We start from the raw sequence: 17,478 nt of genomic DNA on the forward strand, positions 1-17,478 counted from the left end.
GTATTTGTTTGTGTGGCATAAACCTTGCTATTTTAAAATAAACTTAAAAATATATAATAATGAAAAAAATAATTTTATTAACATTTTTACTAGTAGGAATGTTACAGACAAGTTTTGCGCAAGATATATCAAATAACGCATTAGGAATTAGATTAGGAGATAATGATGGTTTTGGAGGAGAAATATCATACCAGCATAAAATAAATCATGAAAACAGGTTTGAGCTCGATCTTGGTTATAAAGATAAAAAGGAATATAGCGCTTTTAAACTATCGGGTATTTATCAATGGGTTTGGAATATAGATGGAGGTTTTAATTGGTACGCAGGGTTTGGTGCAGGAATTGGATCTTGGAGTTATAGTAATGGTTATGAAACTGAAGAGGATGACGGCTTATTTTTAAACGCAGATGGAAATGTAGGTATCGAATATAATTTTAGAGCACCTTTTTTAATATCGTTAGATTTTAGACCAGAAATAGGAGTTTTAGGAGATTATGGCAAAGACACTGATTTAGATTTGGCATTATCAATTAGGTATCAATTTTAAGTATTTTTAGTTAAATTTATTGAAAAGCACTTTAAGTGCTTTTTTTTATGTCTTTAAAACACTTATTTATAGAGTATTTTTTATCTTTCCAGATAATTTAAAAACACTGAATGAAAAAATTAGCGCTTCATTGGCAAATATTAATAGGAATGGTAGTTGGTGTGTTATTCGGTTTAGGAATGACTCAATTTGAAGGAGGAAAAGAAATAGTACAAGATTGGGTAAAACCATTTGGAAAAATATTTATAAACTCATTAAAATTAATTGCAGTACCATTAATATTAGCTTCGTTAATAAAAGGTGTTTCAGATTTAAAAGATATCTCGAAGCTTTCTCGAATGGGAGGAAGAACTATTGTAACTTATATTTTAACTACTGTAATAGCCGTTTCTATTGGTTTAATGTTAGTTAATGTTATTAAACCAGGTAATTCAATTTCCGAAAAAACAAGGCAAGAGTTAGTTGAAAATTATAGTAGTAATACAGCTAAATACAAAGCCGAAGCAGCAAAACAGCAGAGTAGTGGTCCGTTACAAGCATTGGTTGACATTGTGCCCGATAATATTTTTGGAGCAGCAACTAATAATAAAAATATGTTGCAAATAATATTTTTTGCTATTTTCTTTGGAATAGGATTGATATTAATACCGCAGGAAAAAGCAAAACCAGTTAAGCAATTTTTTGATGGTTTTAATGAAGTTATACTCAAATTAATAGATTTAATTATGTTAGCAGCACCTTATGGTGTTTTTGCATTGCTAGCAGCTTTAGTTGTAGAATCACCTAGTACAGATTTATTTAAAGCCTTGGTTTGGTATGCATTTACTGTAGTTTTAGGCTTGTTATTAATGATAGCGTTTTATAGTTTGCTAGTTTGGTTATTCACAAAAAAAAATCCTTCAACATTTTTTAAAGGAATTTCCCCAGCACAGTTATTAGCCTTTTCAACTAGTAGTAGTGCAGCTACTTTACCAGTTACAATGGAACGTGTTACCGAACATTTGGGTGTAGATGAAGAAGTAACTAGTTTTGTATTGCCAATTGGAGCAACTATAAATATGGATGGCACAAGTTTGTATCAAGCAGTAGCCGCCGTGTTTATTGCCCAAGCTTTTGGTATGGATTTAAGTTTTGGAGTTCAGTTAGGTATTATTGCCACAGCAACATTAGCAAGTATTGGTTCAGCAGCCGTTCCTGGTGCAGGTATGGTTATGCTAGTAATTGTTTTAGCCCAAGCAGGTATTCCAGAAGCAGGCTTAGCATTAATTTTTGCTATAGATAGACCTTTAGACATGTGTAGAACAACAGTTAATGTTACTGGTGATGCGTCGGTTTCTATGTTAGTAGCAAAATCTATAGGTAAATTAGGCAAGCCAAAAGTAAAAGATTGGGACGATAATTACCCTAAAAGCTAGTTTATAAAAACCGTTTTTTTAATTCAGGAGAGGGAATCATACAGCTCTCTTTTTTACCGTACCACTTATACCTGTTTTTAGCAATGTAATTATATACAGCATTTCTAATAAATTTAGGCACAATAATAAAAGCATACATCCAATTAATTGGAGTTCTTAAATATTTTGAAATTCTTAGTGCAGCACTAGAATTGCTATATAACTTGTTGTTTTCAATATATAAAATTGAACTTAAATCATTTTTTTTTGAAGTAAACTGTAACAAAATTTCTTTTGCGGCGTCTGATTGAAGTGAGGCAAATAAAAAACGCTCTTTTGTATCGTGTTTTATAATAAAATTTATTGATGAATTGCATAGGTTGCAAACTCCATCAAAAAGTACAATAGATTTATTATTTATTTTTTTCACCGGGTAAAGTTACATATTTCAATTAAGAAGTTTTTAACATAATATTAATACCCATAATGAGCATCAATTCATATTTTCGTTTAAAACAACAACCAAATGATTAAGATTGAAAAACTACATAAGTCCTATCCAATAGGAAAAGATTCTTTACACGTTTTAAAAGGATTAGATTTACACATTAAAGAAGGTGAGTTTGTATCAATTATGGGATCATCTGGTTCTGGAAAATCTACACTGTTAAATATTGTTGGTTTATTAGATAATCACGATGAAGGAAATTATTATTTAAATGGGCAATTAATTGAAAATTTAGATGAAAAGAAAGCTGCAATACTTAGAAATAAGTTTTTAGGTTTTGTTTTTCAATCATTCAATTTAATTACCTATAAAAACGCTCTTGAAAACGTTGCTTTACCTTTATACTACCAAGGTATGGCACGTAAAGAAAGACAAGAAGTTGCTCTACAGTATTTAGACAAAGTTGGATTAAAAGACTGGGCTAATCATTTACCAAGTGAGCTTTCTGGAGGGCAAAAACAACGTGTAGCAATTGCAAGAGCTTTGGCAACAAAACCAAAAGTTGTTTTGGCAGATGAGCCAACAGGAGCATTAGATTCAACAACATCAGAATCGGTTATGGAGTTATTAAAAGAAATTAATAACGAAGGTATGACTGTTTTTGTAATTACACACGAAGAAGATATTGCAGAACAAACCGATAGAATTGTAAGACTAAAAGATGGTGTTATAATTAGTGATGAAAGAGTTGATAAAACTGTAAAAGCATAAGCTATGTTTGATTTAGATCGTTGGATAGAAATTTTTCAAACACTAAGTAAAAACAAATTAAGAACTGTTCTTTCTGGATTTACTATAGCATTTGCAATATTATTATTCACATTACTTTTTGGAATTGGAAATGGACTAAAACACACTTTTGAAGAACAGTTTAAAGGTGATGCTCAAAACTCTATTTATATAAGATCAGGTAGAACCACAAAACCATACAAAGGTTTACAAAGTGGTAGACGTATTCAGTTTAGAAATGAAGATTCTAAATTTATGAATGATAAGTTTAGTGAGAAAATTCAATTTTTTAGTCCTAATATAGAGCGTTTTAATGTTCAAGCTATATATAAAGGAGAACAAAATAGTTATACAGTTAGAGGTGTTTATCCAGATTATCAAGCTTTGGAAGAGGCTGTTATGGAACAAGGTCGATTTTTAAGTGTGTTAGATATAAAAAATAAAGCAAAGGTTGTAGCAATAGGTCGTTTGGTTGAAAAAGATTTATACGGCCAATTAAGTGCTTTAGGAAAAAACATAACCTTAGGAGGTATTTCATACAAAGTAATTGGTGTTTTTTCTGATCCTGGAGGAGACAATGATGAGCGTTTCATTTATACACCGTTTACAACTGCACAAGGAATTTATAAACCAAATGATGAGGTTGATAGGTATGGACTAACTTTTAATCCTAGTTTATCTGTAGATCAAGCACTTTCTTTTTCTAACTTATTAACTAAACTATTAAAAGAAAAACACAATGTAGATCCAAGAGATCAACGAGCTATTCGAGTTCAAAACTATGCAGAAGGCACAAAGAATGTTGAGCAATTTATGGGAGTTTTAAACATTATTATTTTATTTATTGGTATTGGTACTTTAGTGGCAGGTATTATAGGTATTAGTAATATAATGGTATATATAGTTAAAGAGCGTACAAAAGAACTAGGTATTAGAAAAGCCTTAGGAGCAACTCCTAAATCAATTATAGGTATGATTATGATGGAATCTATATTTGTTACTGCTTTAGCAGGGTATGCAGGTTTGTTATTAGGTGTATTCACATTAAATGCATTAGGAGATAGTTTAGAAAAGTATTTTATACTAAATCCAAGTGTAGAAACATATGTTGTAGTTGGAGCAACAATTATTTTAATTATAGCAGGTACAGTAGCCGGTTATATTCCAGCAAAAAGGGCAGCAAGAATTAAACCAATTGTAGCATTAAACGACGAGTAATATGAAATTTTTATTTGACAAAGATACTTGGCAAGAAATATATAGTAGTATTCGTAAAAACAAAATGCGAACAGGTATTACTATTGTTGGTGTAATGTGGGGAATATTTTTATTAGTAGTTTTATTAGGTGCTGCTAGAGGTGTAGAAAATAATTTTAATAAACTATTTGGAAACTTTGCAACAAACAGTGTATTTGTTTGGGCGCAACGTACTAGTGAACCTTTTAAAGGATTTCAAGAAGGTAAAAGTTTAAGTTTAAAAATGACGGACCTTGAGCATATTAAAAATGAAATAAAAGGTTTAGAATTTGTTGTTCCTCGCCATCAAACACAGGCTATGGCTATAAACAATTTCAAATCTGGAACGTTTGGTATTTTTGGAGATTATCCAACTTTAGATAAAGTTCAGAAAAAGGACTTAGTTTATGGAAGATTTATAAATGATAACGATATAAAAGAAAAGAAGAAAGTTTGTGTTATTGAAGAGGAAATATACAAACAACTATTCGACAAAGAAGAATATCCAATAGGAACATATATAAAAATTAACGACATAAATTACAATGTTGTTGGTATGTATAAGCAAGGTCAAGTTGGTAGTGGAGGTCCTCAAGGAAATATTCATATACCATTTACAACTTTTCAACAAGTGTATAATAGAGGTAATACTATTGGTTGGATGATGATAACCGGTAAGCCAGAATTTGATATTTCTCAAATAGAAGCAGATGTTAAACTACTTTTAAGAAACTTGCATAAAGTACATCCAGAAGATGAAAGAGCATTTGGAAGCTTTAATTTAGGTGAACGTATTGCACAAGTAACAGGTTTTTTAACCGGAATGCAATTTTTAACTTGGTTTGTGGGTATTGCAACATTAATAGCAGGTGTTTTTGCTATTGGAAACATACTTTTAATTACAGTTAAAGAAAGAACAAAAGAAATTGGAATACGAAGAGCTTTAGGAGCTAAACCTTGGGAAATAAAACGACAAATAATTTTAGAATCTGTGTTTTTAACAACCATAGCAGGCGCTTTAGGAATTATTTTTGGAGGTCTAGTACTAATGTTAATCGATTCAACAATAGGACAAGGACCTGAGGCAGCGTTAACAAACCCAACAGTTAATATTCCTGTAATATTAATTGCTGCAGGTGCATTAATAGTATTTGGTACTTTAATTGGGTTAATACCAGCACAAACAGCAGTTAGTATTAGACCAATAGAAGCACTAAGAGAAGAATAAGAATAATATTAAGATATTAAATTGAAAATCAACAACTAATGAAAAAAACAATAATTTTTGTAGTAATTGGACTGTCGCTAATAGGAGTATTAGCTTGGTTTGGAATGAAGAACAGTAAATCGCCAATGCAATATGAAACTGAAACACCATTTAAAGCCAATATTGTAAAAAAAACAGTAGCTACTGGTAAAGTAGTTCCTTTAGAGGAGGTTGAAATGAAACCTAAAGTTTCAGGTATTATAGATAAAATTTATGTTGAAGAAGGAGCTAAGGTTGAAGTTGGAGATTTAATTGCTACAATTAGAGTAGTACCAAATGTATCTTCTTTAAATAGTGCGCAAGGAAGTGTAAAAACAGCACAACTTCGTTTTAACAATAGCAAAACATTGTTTGAGCGTAACAAAGGTTTGTATGAAAAAGGTGTAATATCTCGTCAAGAATTTGAAACTGCAGAATTAAATTATAATAGTTCTCGTCAAGATTTAAATACAGCCCAAAGTAATTTACAAATTATTAGAAAAGGTTCGGCTGCTGGTATGGGTAAAACCGCTAATACTTATGTAAAAGCTGAAATTGCCGGTACTATTTTAGAAATTCCAGTTCGTAAAGGAAAACAAGTAATTGAAGCAAATACATTTAATGCCGGTACTACAATTGCAATTATAGCAGATATGACCAAAATGATTTTCGAAGGTCAGGTGGATGAGGCTGAAGTTGGAAAAATAAAAAACGGTACTGTTTTAGAGGTTTCATTAGGAGCTATCGAAAAGAAAAAATATCCTGCAAAATTAAATTTTATTGCACCAAAAGGTACAGAACAAAATGGTGCAGTTCAATTTAAAATAAAAGGAGATGTTACTTTAGATGATGAATTTTTTGTGAGAGCTGGATATAGTGCGAATGCAGATATTGTTTTAGAAGCTAAGGATAGTGTATTATCTATTAAAGAAGCGTTGTTACAATTCGATAAAAAAACAGAGAAACCATATGTTGAGGTTAAAACAGGTGATCAAGAATTTGAAAAAACCGATGTTGAATTAGGAATTTCAGACGGAATTAATGTTGAAATACTTTCTGGTGTAACTAAAGATGATGAAATAAAAATTTGGAATAAAACTTCTAAGGATAAAAAAGACAAAAATAAAGACAACGATTAGTTCTAAAATATAGCTATAAATAAAAAGCGCTTTAATTAATTTTAAGGTGCTTTTTTTGTATCTTTAGGTAAGAGCTTTTTAAAAAATGGATTTTTTTAAGTTTTATGATTTTTATCAGAAAAAATTCAAATAAAAAGTTTGAAATTTATTGTATAAAAATTTAAAAAACCTATTAAAGCGTATGGAAAGTCAGTTATTATTTTTGAGTGATTTAAACTTCAATTTAGAAGTTTGGAAAAGAGAGTTGAAATTTCAAGAAAGCGAAATGGATTATTTCGAAGAAAAATTAGAAGATGTAGCCATTAGAAGTCTTGGAAGTGATGTAATGATTCAGTTAGAAGGTTTTCAGAATAAAATTATACGAGAACGAGAAGTAATGGGGCAATTAAGGCACCGTATACGAATGAAAAAAAGAGAAATAGCTCAAGCTAAATTTGAAAATAATGCAGAAGTTAAATTTCATGAAAAACAAGTATTGCTAAAAGATGAAATGAAAATTTTTGTTAAAATGCATTACGATTTAAAAGAGGATATGATGGACTTCTTTCTTAAAAATTTATAAAATAAAAAACAGCCACAATTATTGTGGCTGTTTTTTTATATAATTAATTATAGTTTAGCTAAATTGTTTAGAAACCACTTCTGCTTTTCTATTCTCGGAATAATCATAAAAACCTTCACCAGATTTTACACCAAGTTTACCTGCTTGTACCATATTTACCAATAATGGGCAAGGAGCATATTTTGGATTCTTAAATCCGTTATATATAACGTTTAATATAGAAAGGCAAACATCTAACCCAATAAAATCGGCTAATTGTAAAGGTCCCATTGGGTGTGCCATTCCAAGTTTCATAACAGTATCTATTTCATAAACACCAGCAACACCGTTGTAAAGTGTTTCAATAGCTTCATTTAGCATTGGCATTAAAATTCTGTTAGCAACAAAACCAGGATAATCATTTACTTCAACAGGTACCTTATTTAGCTTTTTAGAAAGTTCCATAATAGTTTCTGTAACTTTATTAGAAGTGTTGTAACCTCTAATAATTTCAACCAATTTCATTATAGGAACCGGATTCATAAAATGCATACCTATTACTTGTTGAGGTCGTTTTGTAGCCGCAGCAATTTTGGTAATAGAAATTGAAGACGTGTTTGATGCTAAAATTGCATTAGCTGGAGCTTCTTCATCTAATTGTTTAAATATTTTTAGTTTTAAAGCTTCATTTTCAGTTGCAGCTTCAACCACTAAATCAATACTTTTTACACCTTCAGCAATAGAAGTAAATGTAGATATATTATTAAGTGTTTGTGTTTTAATTTCTTCTGAAATCTTTTCTTTTGAAATTAATCGGTCTAAGTTTTTTGTAATAGTAGCAATACCTTTATCAATAGCTTCTTGTGAAATATCTATTAAGTGTACGCTAAAATTATGTTGCGCAAAAACGTGGGCAATTCCATTTCCCATAGTTCCAGCGCCAATAACGGCAATGTTTTTCATTTTTTTAAGTTAATGTTAATTTTCCTTTTAGGTATGTAATTGCTTGTCCACTCATTTCAACACGGTCTTTTAAATAGGTGCAATTTAAAATTCCCCTTCTTTTTGAAAGTTGAACAGCATTTAAGTTAGTCTCATTTAATTTTTTAGCCCAATAAGGTATTAAAAGCGTATGAGCAGAACCTGTTACTGGATCTTCATTAATGCCTATTTTGGGAGCAAAAAAGCGCGATACAAAATGAACATTCTTTCCTTTTGCAGTAACAATTATTCCACGTTCTTTTAATTCACAAAGTTTACTAAAATTGGGTGTTAAATTTTCAACAGTATCTTCATTTTCTAAAATAGCTACCATTTTCCATTTACCTTTCAATGTTTTTAAAATAGGAACATTTAAGGCTGTTTTTAAAATGGTTGGTGTCTCAATTTCTGTAATTTCTTCTGAAGGAAAATTTAAAGTATACCAATCTATTTTTTTTTGAACAATTAAATCTCCACTTTTAGAATTGAAAATTAGTTCTTTTTCTGCATAATTTAATTCAGAATAAATTATGTGAGCAGCAGCTAATGTTGCGTGCCCACATAAATCTATTTCGCAAGTAGGGGTAAACCATCGTATTTCATATGATTTATCCTTTTTAACAAAGTATACTGTTTCAGAAAGGTTATTTTCTTCAGCAATAGCTTGCATCAATTCATCAGAAATCCAATTTGTTAATGGTATAACAGCAGCAGGATTTCCTTTAAATAATTGATTGTTAAAAGCGTCTACTTGATAAATTGTCATATTAAAAATCGTTAATAATCATATGCGCAACACGCAATGCTTCCGTACCTTGCTCTAAAGTTACAACAGGTGTAGTATTATTGTTAATTGCATCTGCAAAAGTTTCAAGCTCATCTAAAATAGCGTTGTTAGCTTCAACAGTAGGATTTTCAAAGTAAATTTGTTTTTTAATACCTTCAGCATTTTGTAAAACTATATCAAAATCTCCAGGGTTTTCTGGCGCATCTTTCATTTTAACAACTTCAGTTGCTTTTTCAAAGAAATCTACAGCTATGTAAGCGTCTTTTTGAAAAAAACGAGACTTACGCATATTTTTTAATGAAATTCTACTTGAAGTTAAGTTAGCAACGCATCCGTTTTCAAACTCAATACGTGCATTTGCAATATCTGGTGTTTCGCTAATTACTGAAACTCCACTAGCGTGTACACTTTTTACTTTTGATTTTACTACACTTAAAATAACATCAATATCGTGTATCATTAAATCCAATACTACGGGTACATCTGTACCACGTGGATTAAATTCAGCCAATCTATGTGTTTCAATAAACATTGGTGTTTGTATAGAATCTTTTACAGCTGTAAAAGCAGGATTAAAACGTTCTACGTGTCCAACTTGACCTTTTACATTGTGTTTTTTTGAAAGTTCTAAAATACTTTCAGCTTCTTCAATGGTTTTAGTAATTGGTTTTTCAATAAAAATATGTTTTCCTTTTTCTATAGTTTCTTTTGCACACTCGTAATGAGATAGCGTTGGCGTTACTATATCTACAACGTCTACAGCATCAATTAAAGCAGCAACAGAATCGAAAGCTTTATAGCCAAATTCTTCTTCAACTTTTTGTGCATTTTCTTTTATAGGGTCGTAAAAACCAACTAATTCGTATTTATCTGATTGATTTAATAATCTTAAATGTATTTTTCCAAGGTGCCCAGCACCCAAAACTCCTGCTTTTAGCATTGCTAATTTGTTTAAAATTGTGATAACAAAAATAACAATCTTTAACCATTTATTCCTACTTTTAGCAACTCAAATTTTAAATATTAGTGAAGGACTCGCATAAACATCAAGGGCTTAGAAATCAATTAGTAAAAACATTAGTATCTAAAGGTATTACTTGCAAAAAAGTATTAGAGGCTGTAGGTAAAATTCCACGACATTTATTTATGGATTCTGGTTTTGTAGATTTTGCATATCAAGATAAGGCATTTCCTATTGCTGCAGAGCAAACTATTTCGCAACCTTATACAGTTGCTTTTCAAACACAATTATTAGAAATTGAAAAAGGAGATAAAATTCTAGAAATAGGTACAGGTTCTGGTTATCAAACAGCAGTTTTATTAGAAATGGGTGCAAAAGTGTATACTATTGAGCGCCAACAAGAATTATTTAAAAAAACAAAATTGTTTTTACCTAAAATAGGGTATAAAGCTAAACAAGTTATTTTTGGTGATGGTTATAAAGGTTTACCAGCAGAAGCTCCTTTTGCGGGAATTATTGTAACAGCTGGAGCGCCTTTTGTACCTAAAGCTTTGTTGGCACAATTAAAAATAGGAGGTAAGCTAGTTATTCCGGTAGGTGATGATGTGCAAATAATGAATCTATTTGTGCGAACTAGTGAAAATGAATTTGAAAAACACGAACTTGGGGATTTTAAATTTGTACCTATGTTAAAAGATAGAAATTAAATTATTAAAAATATAAAACAGTTTTATGAAACAAATTAGTGTATTTATAATGTTAGCTTTTGTAGTTTTTACTTCCTGTAAAGAAGCAAAAAAAGTTGAAAAACCTACTAATGATGTAAAAAAAGAAGTTGTAAAAGCAGAAAAGATTGTTGCACCAAAATCTGAAGCAGATTTAAGTAATATGGTTCATTTTGAAGGTGGAAAAATTTCAATAGGAAATGATACTGGTTTGGTTAATGAAAAACCTGCTTTTGAAATAGAGGTTAAACCATTTTATATAGATAAAAATTTAGTTACTGTAGCTGAATTTAGAGTATTTATTGAAAATACAAACCATAAAACAGAAGCAGAAAAGTTTGGAGACTCTGGTGTGTTTTCTTTTGAAACTGGAAATTGGAGTTTGTTAAAAGGTGCAACTTGGGAGTATCCATTAGGAGAAGGACAGCCTAAGGCTAAAGATAATCATCCTGTAACACATGTAAGTTGGAACGATGCGAAAGCTTATGCTGCTTGGGTTGGAAAACGTTTACCAACTGAATTTGAATGGGAATTTGCAGCTAAAAATGGTGAAAACTCTAAAAATAAATATGCTTGGGGATCAAACATTGTTGAAAATGGAAAATACAAGGCTAATGTATGGCAGGGAGCTACAGTGCAAGATCAAAAAGTACTAGACGGATTTTTATATACTTCGCCAGTTGGTACTTTTGGAGCAACTAAAGCTGGTTTGTTTGATATGGGAGGAAATGTTTGGCAATGGTGCGAAAATTATTACAAACCTTATCCAGAAAATTCAAGCCAGGCACCGCAAGACCCAAATGTTAGAACTACGCGTGGAGGTTCGTTTATGTTTGATGAAGCATTGGAAAATAGTTATACAACTACTTTTAGAGGTCAAAATTCTATAGATACATCGTTATTTAATATGGGTTTTAGATGCGCTAAGTAGCATTTAAAAACATAACATAAAAAAGCCAGCAAATTGCTGGCTTTTTTATGTTTTAGAATACGAGTTATTTTTTCATCCAATACTGTGTTCTACCAATTAAAGCGAAACCTACATAGCCTCTTACTTTAAGTTTGTTATCATTTTCTAGAGTAATATAACATTTGTACTCTTTACCAGTTTTAGGGTCTAAAATTTTGGCATCGTTCCATTCGTCACCATCTTTAGTTAAACCGTTAATAATAACCATACCCTTAATTGGCTTATTTTTTTTAGAACCTTTACATTCTTCACAAAGCTTATCTTCTTTACCTTTTTCTAGTAATTGTTTAATTTTTGCATAAGCTTTACCATCTTGTTCGTAAATTTCTACAATAGATTTAGCTTTTCCAGTCTCATCATCAATTGTTTTCCATTCTCCAAAAATACTTTGAGAATTAGCTGAGAATGAAATAATTAAAGCTAAAATAAATGCGATTGATAGGTGTTTTTTCATTTTTTTTTGATTTTTATTTGTTAATAGAATAATTGGTTTCTTTTTTAGTTATTGTAAATGTTAGCGATACAATGTTTTATGCATTGTATTGTCCTTCCCATTTACCTTGTACTTTTAGTACTTGCTCAATTACATCACGAGCACAGCCTAAACCTCCTTTTTTTTGTGAAATATAATCAGAAATTTCTTGAATTTCAGCAACAGCATCCTTCGGGCACGTTGCAAGTCCAACTAATTTCATAACAGGATAATCAGGAATATCATCTCCCATATATAGTATTTCTTCAGGTTTTATATTTTTTTTAGTAATGTATTCGTTAAACAATTCAATTTTAGCATGAGCGCCTAAATATATGTCTTTTATTCCTAATGCTTCTAAACGGGTTCTAACACCTTCATTATTACCACCAGAAATAATACAAACATTAAAACCAGCCATTACTGCTGTTTTTAGGGCGTAACCATCTTTAGTGTGCATTAACCTTGTTAATTCTCCGGTAGAAGATACGTGTACCATTCCGTTGGTTAAAACTCCATCTACATCAAACATAAATGTAGTAATTTCTGGCATAATTTCTTTATAACTTTTCTCCATAAGTTTTTGTAATTGAATTGCTTAGCAATTGGTAAATTTCTTTATTATTTTTTGAAAGAAATTCTAAATGTTTATTAATTGTTTTTGTGTCGTTTCGTTTTGCTGGTCCGGTTTGAGCTTCAAAAGGTTGTAAATTAGTAATTTTTGAAGCGGTTTCCTTAATTAAAGGCTGTAAAATTTCGAACGGTATATTATTACTATTGCAAATACCGTTCCCTAAATGATATAAGTGATTTACAAAGTTATTTACAAACACGGCAGCAACGTGTAAAGTTTCGCGTTGTTTAGTATCTATAAAATAGCAATGGTTTGTTATTGCTGAAGCTAGTTTTTCTAATAAAACAAGATCATTTGGCTTATTGGCTTCAATACAAATAGGAATATTTTTAAAATCTACTTTTTTATTTTTTGAAAAAGATTGTAACGGATAAAAAACACCTTTGTTGGCCTTAGCTTTAATTTCATTTAACGGCATTGCACCAGAAGTATGCACTACCAATTTGTCTGGAAAATTAAGCTTTGCACTTAAGTTTGCTATTTCATTATCTGAAATGGATATTATATAAATATCCGCAGTTTTTAATTCTTTTAAGTTGTTGGTAAGTAATGTTTTATTTTTGAATTGCTCAATGTTTTTAATGGTTCTATTATATATTTGAACTAATTCAATTTGATTGGATGCTAAAAAAGTTTTAGCTAAATGACTTGCCAGGTTACCACCTCCTAAAAGTGTTACTTTAATCATGCTGCTAATATACTAGAATTAGCTGAAATTTATTCCTTAATTTTTTTGAGAATGAATATATTTTTAACTATTAAAGTATTTTATAATTAAAGCTTCAATTTTTATTTTATCTATTGGTTTTGATAAATAATTGTTACAACCACTTTTAAGTGCAGTTTCTTTATCGCCTTTTAAACTATAGGCTGTTTGTGCTATTATAATTACACTTTTATTGAATTCTCTAATTTTTTTAGTTGCTTCATGTCCATTCATTTTAGGCATTTGAATGTCCATAAGTATTAAATCTATATCTGTATGTTTTTTGCATATTTCAATTGCTTCGTATCCGTTTTTAGCTTTTAAAATTTCGCTACTATATTTTTCTAGTGTTATATCTAATAAATTACTTGAAACTTCATCATCTTCAACAATAAGTATTTTTAATTTGTTTAATATGCTATTATCTGTTTTTGTTATTTTTGGTAAAATTTTCACATCATTAGTGTCTGGAGTAACTTTTAAATATGGTAGTGTAAAAAAGAAGGATGATCCAATATTTCTTTTACTTTCAACCCAAATTTCTCCTCCTAATAATTCAACAAAAGCTTTAGAAATGGATAAACCTAAACCGTTTCCTTGTCTTGCAGAATCTATAGTAGATTCAGATTGTATAAATCTTTCAAAAATGCTACTAATATCTTCTTCAGGAATTCCAATACCGGTATCTTTTATATAAAAATGTAATTTTTTATTTTTAAGATTGTAACCAAACTCTATAGATCCATTATCGGTAAATTTTAATGCATTTTTTACCAAATTGGTTAATAGGGCAAAAACTTTTTCTTTATCTGTATTTATAAATGCATTTTCTAAGGGTAAATCGCAATGATAGGAAAGTTTTAAATTTTTTAAGGTTGCTTCTTGAGAAAAAAAAGTAAATATAAAATCTAATTGTTCATTAATATTTGTTTTTTCTAAATGTACTTTAGTTAATCCTGCTTCAATTTTAGAAATATCTATAATGTCATTAATAATGTTTAATAAACGATGACCACTTTTTTCTAGAATGTTAATATATTTTAGTTGTTTGTTATGTGGTAAATTTGGTGTTTTTAACAAGCTTGAAAAACCTAAAATACCATTTAAAGGTGTTCTAATTTCATGACTCATATTAGCTAAAAATGCAGATTTTAATTTATCACTTTCTACAGCTTTTTCTTTGGCTTTATATAATTGATCCGTTCTTTTTTTTACAGATTTTTCTAAACCTTTATTGAGTTTTAAAATAGTAGAACGTTCTTTATTTAAATTTTTATGTAAATTAAAATTATTTCTAGCTCTATTCTCACTATTATAAGCCGCAAAAATTCCAATAATATTGGCACTAATAAAAAAGAAATTATGATTTATTAATGTTATTTTCGGGAAATCAATTGTAAATATTGCTAATATATTAAAAAATAGAAGTAATGATATTCCTGTTATTGTTGCATAAAGAAAGCGAAGTTTTATAATGAAATATCCTGCTGAGAAAATAAGAATCATACCAGCATAATAGCCAGAGTTTTCAGGCATATAGAGAGTCATGATTATAATACCAGAACCTGCAACAAAAAAGCTAATTATTAATAAAAGCTGCCATATTTTTTTAAAGTATGAGGTAAAAGAGGTTAGCAAAACCAATGTAAGTGTTGGTATTACAATTATAAATCTAATAATGAAAAAAGGTTTTATAAATTGAGGAAATACTTTTAAATCTAAAAATCCGAAAAGGCCATATAAAGCTATAGTTAGAATAAAAGCAATTCTAAATTGTAATAATGAGTTGTTAAAATAAGAAACTCTAAACTCTTTTTCAACTTCCTTATTAAAAAAGGAGAGTGTTAGTTTATTTAATTTCATATATGAGGGGTTATATTATTAATTTAGTAGGGTAAATTTTAAAGACACCTCAAGTCTAATAATCTATATTTAAGCAATATAGTTATTATATATAAAAATACAATTAAATTTTATATAAAAATAGGAATAGTAGTATTATTTATTATTATATACGAAATATTATTGTGATAGAATTTTTAAGCAATAACTCTAGGAGTTGGATCATTCTCTTTGATTCTTAAACGACATTTTTTTTCAATTTTAAAAACATCCTTTAAACCGACCATATGAATTACGTTTGGAACGTATTTATCTGGAGCATTTTTTCTACTTTTCATTTTACCTGTTCTAAGTTCAAAAGCAAGGTTACCGCTTTGTCCACTGCTTTTAATTTTAATGTTTCCAGAAAATTGTTCCCAATCATAAGTTTCAATTTTGCCTTTACGGTATTTAATTAATCTGGTTTCGGTACCTACAAAATAAGATCCTTTTTGAAGTAATGTAAACATACCATAACCAAACATTATAATGCCAATTAATGCAAAAAGCCCCATCATTAAGCCAGGTACTAATAACGGTTTAAGGTTGTCTAAACTAGCTGTAGTTGGAACATCGTTTACTTTAAAATTAACATTATCTCCATCTAATAATGGCCCGAAAAATGAAAATATAAAGAAACTAACAAAAACTAACCACACTACTGAAAACGATAATGAACCTATTGCTTTGCTTATAGGAACATTTCTTTTAGTTAGAACTGTAAAATCTGTTTTTTCAGAATCTATTACTCTTTTTAGTTCTAGCGGAAGTGTGTAAAATGCCATTTTTAACTAAATTAATTGGTTAATTTTTTATTCAACAGGAATTCTAATTTTTGATTTTTTTATATGTAAGTTCTGTTTTGTAAAAGTTTTAATAATAGCTTCTTTTTTTATTTCAAAATCTTTATCAATTTTAAAATGTTCAACTTTTTTTATCGCTACAATTTTTATACTTACATCAATTTCTTGAATTTGATTATCGTTATGCAAACCTAAATAAAAGGTACCAGTTGTTTTATCTTCATTTTTACCATAAGCAACAATACCTTTTCCAGAGTCGAAGGTTTCAAATAATTCGCCATTTTTAAAAAGTTTTGCATCTTTTAGTGTTGGTAAAAAGTTGTATGATACATCGTCTCCTTTTTTAGGTATAAATAATTGTGTTATAGAACCAATAGCTAGTTCTGTAATAGGTGTTTTATATTTTGTTGAAAGTTCTTTTGCTATATCTCCAATAGTTTTAATATCCTTTTTATAGGCTTCTTGAGCTTCGTTACCAACACCAATCCAATAAGCCCAAGCAATTGTTTTTTCTTCTTTTGTAGGCGTTGTTATTAGTGTAGGTAAACTTACTTTAAAGTATGTTTTATTACTGTTTCCGTTATAATATGAGTGTATTCTTTGATTCTTGTCAATTAACACCTCTTCAATGGTTTCGGTATTAATAAGTTTTCTGTTTTTGGTGTAATCTGTAGTTTTATAACCAATAATACTATCAAATTTATAAGGTGTGTAAATTGTATCATTTACTGTTTTCCATTTCCAGTTTGTATTAAAATTTTTGGTTTCTTCATTTTTAGGAGTTCGCTTAATAATAATTTTACAAACTCGTTTTGTTAGCGCTGTATTTTTAAACCTAAAAAGATATAAACCTTTACTATTTACATGAAATTGTTTTTTTTGAATACTTTTTGCTTTGAATTCAGAAAATAATTTGTGATTTGGAAGTGAAAATATTTCTACGTTTTTTAAGCTTTTTCCTTTCACCATATTAAAACTAAATTCAATAATATCTCCTTTAGCAAAACTAAAATATAATTCTTCAGTTTGATTGCGGTTTAGACTAATAGTTGATTCTGTTACTAGAATTGAACTTTCGAAAGAGAAAAGCTGATGGGTTGTTATAATTAATATTAAAACGAATATTTTTTTCATTAGTTGTTGAATCTAACAGGAGTTAATTTATAGTTTGATTTTATGCTAGTATGTATAAAACCAAAAATAGTAATTTAAGGTTT

General features: G+C 29.4%; 19 protein-coding genes. 9 read left to right on the forward strand and 10 right to left on the reverse strand.

The window, feature by feature from the left end; translation table 11 throughout:
• Positions 1-59: 59 nt before the first annotated feature.
• Both BLU40_RS05150 and BLU40_RS05155 read left to right on the forward strand, forming a co-directional pair.
• Positions 60-548, forward strand: a complete 489-nt coding sequence (locus BLU40_RS05150; protein ID WP_090120639.1) for a hypothetical protein — start codon at positions 60-62, stop codon at positions 546-548.
• Positions 549-658: 110 nt separating this feature from the next.
• A complete protein-coding gene (locus tag BLU40_RS05155; protein ID WP_090120641.1) occupies positions 659-1,963 on the forward strand; it encodes a dicarboxylate/amino acid:cation symporter in 1,305 nt (434 codons plus the stop codon).
• A gap of 1 nt (position 1,964) precedes the next feature.
• On the opposite strand, the gene BLU40_RS05160 is transcribed toward BLU40_RS05155, so the two are convergent.
• The gene (locus tag BLU40_RS05160; RefSeq protein ID WP_317040122.1) at positions 1,965-2,372 is read right to left on the reverse strand and encodes a thiol-disulfide oxidoreductase DCC family protein; all 408 of its coding nucleotides are present in this window, start codon (positions 2,370-2,372) and stop codon (positions 1,965-1,967) included.
• A 96-nt stretch (positions 2,373-2,468) separates the two neighbouring features.
• Here BLU40_RS05160 and BLU40_RS05165 point away from each other — a divergent pair, with 96 nt between their 5' ends.
• The 5 genes from BLU40_RS05165 (at position 2,469) to BLU40_RS05185 (ending at position 7,362) form a co-directional block, all read left to right on the forward strand.
• Positions 2,469-3,161, forward strand: coding sequence for an ABC transporter ATP-binding protein (locus tag BLU40_RS05165; protein WP_090120643.1), 693 nt, complete (start codon positions 2,469-2,471; stop codon positions 3,159-3,161).
• A gap of 3 nt (positions 3,162-3,164) precedes the next feature.
• Positions 3,165-4,397, forward strand: coding sequence for an ABC transporter permease (locus BLU40_RS05170; RefSeq protein ID WP_090120646.1), 1,233 nt, complete (start codon positions 3,165-3,167; stop codon positions 4,395-4,397).
• A 1-nt stretch (position 4,398) separates the two neighbouring features.
• The gene (locus BLU40_RS05175) at positions 4,399-5,643 is read left to right on the forward strand and encodes an ABC transporter permease (RefSeq protein ID WP_090120650.1); all 1,245 of its coding nucleotides are present in this window, start codon (positions 4,399-4,401) and stop codon (positions 5,641-5,643) included.
• Positions 5,644-5,681: 38 nt separating this feature from the next.
• Positions 5,682-6,800, forward strand: a complete 1,119-nt coding sequence (locus BLU40_RS05180; protein WP_090120654.1) for an efflux RND transporter periplasmic adaptor subunit — start codon at positions 5,682-5,684, stop codon at positions 6,798-6,800.
• A 181-nt stretch (positions 6,801-6,981) separates the two neighbouring features.
• On the forward strand, positions 6,982-7,362 hold the full coding sequence (locus tag BLU40_RS05185) for a hypothetical protein (protein ID WP_139170916.1): 381 nt from the start codon (positions 6,982-6,984) through the stop codon (positions 7,360-7,362).
• Positions 7,363-7,416: 54 nt separating this feature from the next.
• On the opposite strand, the gene BLU40_RS05190 is transcribed toward BLU40_RS05185, so the two are convergent.
• From BLU40_RS05190 to BLU40_RS05200, 3 genes are read right to left on the reverse strand one after another with little or no spacing between them, the layout of a single operon-like run.
• Positions 7,417-8,304 (reverse strand): 3-hydroxybutyryl-CoA dehydrogenase, encoded by an 888-nt coding sequence (locus BLU40_RS05190; RefSeq protein ID WP_090120659.1) that lies wholly within the window; start codon positions 8,302-8,304, stop codon positions 7,417-7,419.
• Positions 8,305-8,308: 4 nt separating this feature from the next.
• Positions 8,309-9,088: a PhzF family phenazine biosynthesis protein gene (locus tag BLU40_RS05195; RefSeq protein WP_090120662.1), complete on the reverse strand. Its 780-nt coding sequence runs from the start codon at positions 9,086-9,088 to the stop codon at positions 8,309-8,311.
• Between the two features lies 1 nt (position 9,089).
• Entirely contained in the window at positions 9,090-10,049 is a 960-nt protein-coding gene (locus BLU40_RS05200) for a Gfo/Idh/MocA family protein (protein ID WP_090120664.1), read from the reverse strand.
• A gap of 86 nt (positions 10,050-10,135) precedes the next feature.
• Between BLU40_RS05200 and BLU40_RS05205 the strand changes: the two genes are divergently transcribed.
• Complete coding sequence (locus BLU40_RS05205) at positions 10,136-10,777, forward strand: protein-L-isoaspartate(D-aspartate) O-methyltransferase (RefSeq protein WP_090120668.1); 642 nt, start codon at positions 10,136-10,138, stop codon at positions 10,775-10,777.
• Between the two features lie 25 nt (positions 10,778-10,802).
• Complete coding sequence (locus BLU40_RS05210; protein ID WP_090120671.1) at positions 10,803-11,726, forward strand: formylglycine-generating enzyme family protein; 924 nt, start codon at positions 10,803-10,805, stop codon at positions 11,724-11,726.
• Between the two features lie 64 nt (positions 11,727-11,790).
• On the opposite strand, the gene BLU40_RS05215 is transcribed toward BLU40_RS05210, so the two are convergent.
• The 6 genes from BLU40_RS05215 to BLU40_RS05240 form a co-directional block, all read right to left on the reverse strand.
• Positions 11,791-12,219 (reverse strand): DUF2147 domain-containing protein, encoded by a 429-nt coding sequence (locus BLU40_RS05215; RefSeq protein ID WP_090120674.1) that lies wholly within the window; start codon positions 12,217-12,219, stop codon positions 11,791-11,793.
• Positions 12,220-12,295: 76 nt separating this feature from the next.
• On the reverse strand, positions 12,296-12,814 hold the full coding sequence (locus tag BLU40_RS05220; protein ID WP_090120676.1) for a KdsC family phosphatase: 519 nt from the start codon (positions 12,812-12,814) through the stop codon (positions 12,296-12,298).
• Positions 12,798-13,559 carry a Rossmann-like and DUF2520 domain-containing protein gene (locus BLU40_RS05225; protein ID WP_090120681.1) on the reverse strand — a complete coding sequence of 254 codons (762 nt, stop codon included), beginning with the start codon at positions 13,557-13,559 and terminating at the stop codon, positions 12,798-12,800. Before BLU40_RS05225 ends, BLU40_RS05220 begins: the two co-directional genes overlap by 17 nt.
• A 63-nt stretch (positions 13,560-13,622) precedes the next feature.
• Entirely contained in the window at positions 13,623-15,440 is a 1,818-nt protein-coding gene (locus BLU40_RS05230; RefSeq protein ID WP_090120685.1) for a response regulator, read from the reverse strand.
• A gap of 176 nt (positions 15,441-15,616) precedes the next feature.
• Entirely contained in the window at positions 15,617-16,243 is a 627-nt protein-coding gene (locus BLU40_RS05235; RefSeq protein ID WP_090120689.1) for a hypothetical protein, read from the reverse strand.
• 27 nt (positions 16,244-16,270) lie between these two features.
• Positions 16,271-17,395 (reverse strand): hypothetical protein, encoded by a 1,125-nt coding sequence (locus BLU40_RS05240; RefSeq protein WP_090120693.1) that lies wholly within the window; start codon positions 17,393-17,395, stop codon positions 16,271-16,273.
• Between the last annotated feature and the right edge of the window lie 83 nt (positions 17,396-17,478).

Origin of the sequence: Lutibacter oricola, assembly GCF_900106565.1 — a bacterium.
In the GTDB taxonomy this organism is placed as follows: Bacteria; Bacteroidota; Bacteroidia; order Flavobacteriales; family Flavobacteriaceae; genus Lutibacter; species Lutibacter oricola.

Coding starts and splice junctions, on each gene's coding strand:
- BLU40_RS05230 (WP_090120685.1), bottom strand. CDS start 15,440: ATGAAATTAAATAAACTAACACTCTCCTTTTTTAATAAGGAAGTTGAA.
- BLU40_RS05190 (WP_090120659.1), bottom strand. CDS start 8,304: ATGAAAAACATTGCCGTTATTGGCGCTGGAACTATGGGAAATGGAATT.
- BLU40_RS05215 (WP_090120674.1), bottom strand. CDS start 12,219: ATGAAAAAACACCTATCAATCGCATTTATTTTAGCTTTAATTATTTCA.
- BLU40_RS05165 (WP_090120643.1), top strand. CDS start 2,469: ATGATTAAGATTGAAAAACTACATAAGTCCTATCCAATAGGAAAAGAT.
- BLU40_RS05170 (WP_090120646.1), top strand. CDS start 3,165: ATGTTTGATTTAGATCGTTGGATAGAAATTTTTCAAACACTAAGTAAA.
- BLU40_RS05150 (WP_090120639.1), top strand. CDS start 60: ATGAAAAAAATAATTTTATTAACATTTTTACTAGTAGGAATGTTACAG.
- BLU40_RS05225 (WP_090120681.1), bottom strand. CDS start 13,559: ATGATTAAAGTAACACTTTTAGGAGGTGGTAACCTGGCAAGTCATTTA.
- BLU40_RS05185 (WP_139170916.1), top strand. CDS start 6,982: ATGGAAAGTCAGTTATTATTTTTGAGTGATTTAAACTTCAATTTAGAA.
- BLU40_RS05240 (WP_090120693.1), bottom strand. CDS start 17,395: ATGAAAAAAATATTCGTTTTAATATTAATTATAACAACCCATCAGCTT.
- BLU40_RS05195 (WP_090120662.1), bottom strand. CDS start 9,088: ATGACAATTTATCAAGTAGACGCTTTTAACAATCAATTATTTAAAGGA.
- BLU40_RS05180 (WP_090120654.1), top strand. CDS start 5,682: ATGAAAAAAACAATAATTTTTGTAGTAATTGGACTGTCGCTAATAGGA.
- BLU40_RS05175 (WP_090120650.1), top strand. CDS start 4,399: ATGAAATTTTTATTTGACAAAGATACTTGGCAAGAAATATATAGTAGT.
- BLU40_RS05235 (WP_090120689.1), bottom strand. CDS start 16,243: ATGGCATTTTACACACTTCCGCTAGAACTAAAAAGAGTAATAGATTCT.
- BLU40_RS05210 (WP_090120671.1), top strand. CDS start 10,803: ATGAAACAAATTAGTGTATTTATAATGTTAGCTTTTGTAGTTTTTACT.
- BLU40_RS05155 (WP_090120641.1), top strand. CDS start 659: ATGAAAAAATTAGCGCTTCATTGGCAAATATTAATAGGAATGGTAGTT.
- BLU40_RS05200 (WP_090120664.1), bottom strand. CDS start 10,049: ATGCTAAAAGCAGGAGTTTTGGGTGCTGGGCACCTTGGAAAAATACAT.
- BLU40_RS05220 (WP_090120676.1), bottom strand. CDS start 12,814: ATGGAGAAAAGTTATAAAGAAATTATGCCAGAAATTACTACATTTATG.